This window comes from Vibrio sp. 10N.261.52.A1 (assembly GCF_002876325.1).
Taxonomy (GTDB): Bacteria; Pseudomonadota; Gammaproteobacteria; order Enterobacterales; family Vibrionaceae; genus Vibrio; species Vibrio chagasii.
Genome location: NZ_MCYD01001396.1, coordinates 1 through 3,688 on the forward strand (window position 1 = coordinate 1; position 3,688 = coordinate 3,688).

Below are 3,688 nucleotides of genomic sequence, written 5' to 3' on the forward strand. Positions count from 1 at the left end.
CACTTCTTCACGGATCTCGTCCATGCCGAATACACGTTGTTTAATGAACTCTTTGTCTTCCCATTGGTTTGCAAAGACGTGCCATAACACACCCCAGATAAACGCAACGTCAGAACCTGGACGAAGAGAAACGTAGTGATCTGATTTCGCAGCAGTACGCGTACGACGAGGATCCGCAACAACGATCTTACAGTTGTTCTTCTCTTTCGCGATCAAGATGTGTTGCATCGCTACTGGGTGAGCTTCTGCGGGGTTTGAACCAATGAACAGCATCGATTTACAGTTGTGCATGTCATTGAACGAGTTTGTCATTGCACCGTAACCCCAAGTGTTCGCAACACCGGCTACTGTGGTTGAGTGACAAATACGCGCTTGGTGGTCAACGTTGTTCGTGCCCCAAAGCGACGCCATCTTACGGAATGCGTAAGCTTGTTCGTTGCTGTGTTTCGCACTACCTAGGAAGTAAACTGAATCAGGGCCAGACTCTTTACGAAGTTCTAGCGCTTTGTTACCGATCTCTTCAATCGCTTGTTCCCAAGAAAGCTTCTTCCACTTACCGCCTTCCAATTTCATTGGGTATTTAAGACGACGTTCACCGTGGCCGTGCTCACGAAGTGCTGCACCTTTCGCACAGTGTCCACCAGCGTTGAATGGGTGATCGAACGCAGGCTCTTGACCTGTCCAAACACCGTTTTGAACTTCAGCGTAGATGCCACAGCCCACAGAACAGTGAGAACAGATAGTACGTTTTACTTCTGTTTTCGCTTCTGGATCGACTGATTTAGCCTGTGCTTTCTTCATCATGCCTGGTGCAAATAGACTTGCGCCTACGACTGCGCCACCAGCAGCTAATGAAGTATTTTTCATGAAGGCACGTCGAGACACACCTAGCTGATTGGTTTCTTTGCTCACACTATCGGAGCGTTTGACAAGTTTCATCCGTTATCTCCTAAAGTGTGTCGTAGTAATCGCGAATGTGTTGCGTTTCACGATAGCCAGTCTTCTTCACGTCTTCTTTCGAAATTTCAACAGTTTCTGAAGCGGTTGCCACTTTAGTTGTACCAGCGACAACGGCACCAGCAACGGCTGCAGTCGTCAAGCCTTTGAGTAGATCCCTACGGCTTGTATTTATATCTTTATTATCTTTCATCATTGCTTCCTTACCTTACGGTAGATCTTTTTTTGGAGGCTTAATGCCCCTCTATCGATATAATCGCGTACTGCTCGATTACTCGTAATCAGTGACGTTTTTCACATCAATCTTTAATTTGTGCTTACTGCTTTTTGTATTCACGCTAAAACGCACTTGTTCTAACGTTAAGAATGCTTCACATAGCTGAGCGGCCGATTTGTAGAAGTTCGCGCTTTCTGCCCCTTCAAGCTGACGCGTGAAAGAGTTGAACCAAGGGCCAAGGTGCTTATTGAATACCGCTTGTTGCAGTGCTTCTTCCTCAGCCGTTAGCATCGCCATCACTTCACAAAGTGCCGCGATGTGATCTTCTGGCTCTTTTACTTGATCATCACGTTCAATGCCTAAAAGCTCTAAATCATGACGAATGTCAGCCAATGGTTTTTCCATCATGGCGCCCGTGCGATGCCAAGAACCAAATGGAACCACCTCGCCACGACCAATGCCGATGAACAGGTCTTGATATTCATCTTCCAGTGCTTCGCGGTTTGATTCTGTTGCTGCTTGTTGAATGGCAATCCAAGCTTTCTGCATTGCGCTTTCAGACGCTTCAATATCGAGCGTTTTTAGAAAGTCGATCACCTCTTCAGAAGGTGCGCTACGAAACAGTGCAGATAGAACTAAATAAATCTCAGTTCTTAGTGTCTGTTCTTGTGCCTGATCCAAATTCGTTTCCAAGGCTAACTCCTAGTATTTCAATTGTTTCAATGGGTCTTGAGCCATTGAATCGAACATATCCACCACACGGCAGTCTTCACACATCGCAATACGATTAATCGCTGCTTCATCTGAAAAGTGAGAGTGACCGCGTAACTTGTTCTGTAACATGTCAATCATAGACTGAGGTGCGAATGGTTTATGGCAACGTACACATTCCGCAGCTTTCTCTTCATGAATCACAACCGCTTTCTGACGCTCTTCTTTCACCCAGTTCATTCGAGGCGTAAGAGTTAGAACATTTTCAGGACATGCCTTTTCACACAGGCCACATTGAATACAGTCTTGTTCTACAAACTTAAGAGATGGAGAAGCTCCGTCAGTATGAAGTGCACGTGTTGGACACACAGCCACACAACTCATACACAACGTACAATCTTTGCTATCACACGAAACGTTGCCGTAAGGTGCGTTTGACGGAAGCTCAACAATATTTTCAACAGGTATACGAGCTGAAGACATCGCATCAAGTGCAGTGAATAGACGTTGACGCTTATTGCCTTGAAGATCGCCAAGTGCAAGGTCGAATGAATCCACACAAAGTGTCGGAGGACCTTCACGCAGAGATTCTAAGTACAGAATATCGATGGTTTCTTTCGGAATACCGATTTGGTCTAGTAGTTCTTGAGCAATCCCTACTTCGTTATTCAGAACACGAATGATCGTTTCTGGCATAAAGCGAGATGCTGCAAACAGAACTTGAGTCGCACCATTAACTAATGCTGCAAACCAAGTATCGATACCAATAGATGGCAACTCTTCGACAACAATAGGAATCACGTTATCTGGTAGCGCTTTAAGAGCCATCACATTGTAGGTTTCATGACGTGAACTACAGATAAGCACAATTGGGTCCAAACCGCCCGCTTGCTCGTAGTTAGCTAGCGTACGTTCAATGAATTTTTGAGTATCATCAGGATTAGGCAATGCGTAAGAGATAGCTTCTGTCGGACAGCTCGTTGCACAAGTACCTACGCCTTGGCATAGATAAGGGTTGATCTCAATCTTGTGACCTGTCTTATCAGAGCCTTCACTTGAAAGTGCGCCAGCAGGACAAGCATCAACACAACGCTCACAACCTTTAACACCACGAGAACTGTGTGCACATAGGTCTGTGTCCAAACGGAAGAACTTAGGCTTATCAAACGTGCCCATTAACGTAGGAATTTCTTCTAACGCTTCAGCTAGCTTTGGATAACCGCGTCCTACCGGGTAATAACCAGGAACAGGCACTTCTTCTGTCATGCAGCTATTCAGACATAAATCCAAAACCACATCAAAACAGTCATGATTGATTGCTACTTTCGCAAGGTTATTGGTTAGGCCTTTGTTTTCGATTAGAACTTCGAACGTACCAAGGAATCCAGAAACCTGAACAGCATTGGCGTAGTAAAGCTCTGACTCAGCATTAGCCGCTTTCGCACCGTCAGTTGAAAGTAGTGTCAGGCTTGTTAACTGAGGCAATTGAGCCGCAGCACTTTCAATGATCGCAGTTGGACCAATAATTAGCGTATTACCACCACTTTCATAACTGACTGTCGGTGGAATTAGGTTTGTTAGCTCAACAGTGTTCTCAAACGCATACAGCCTCGCCTTTGCGTTATTTGAAGTTGCTTGTTCTAATAATTGTTTAAGCATTGCTCAGTTCCATTTTTGGATATGGATAATCTGTTCAATCTTCATTGTAGTTAGCGTTGGAGAACTTGCTGAGTATTCAGTTAACAACGTATGGTCTCGTTAACTATTCATTCACTCGTCAAGTTTACGCGAGTTATCTACAAA

The 3,688-nt window shown here is 44.8% G+C and carries 4 protein-coding genes; all 4 read right to left on the reverse strand.

All coding sequences use genetic code 11. The features are described 5' to 3' along the window. The coding region (locus BCT81_RS28275) for a molybdopterin-dependent oxidoreductase (RefSeq protein WP_133152765.1) at positions 1–939 on the reverse strand (939 nt) is incomplete at its 3' end. A 10-nt stretch (positions 940–949) separates the two neighbouring features. Next, the gene (locus BCT81_RS28280) at positions 950–1,150 is read right to left on the reverse strand and encodes a twin-arginine translocation signal domain-containing protein (RefSeq protein ID WP_008217926.1); all 201 of its coding nucleotides are present in this window, start codon (positions 1,148–1,150) and stop codon (positions 950–952) included. 78 nt (positions 1,151–1,228) lie between these two features. Further along, on the reverse strand, positions 1,229–1,867 hold the full coding sequence (locus tag BCT81_RS28285; RefSeq protein WP_008217925.1) for a molecular chaperone TorD family protein: 639 nt from the start codon (positions 1,865–1,867) through the stop codon (positions 1,229–1,231). Between the two features lie 9 nt (positions 1,868–1,876). Then, a complete protein-coding gene (locus BCT81_RS28290; protein ID WP_102426586.1) occupies positions 1,877–3,544 on the reverse strand; it encodes a 4Fe-4S dicluster domain-containing protein in 1,668 nt (555 codons plus the stop codon). Positions 3,545–3,688 lie beyond the last annotated feature (144 nt).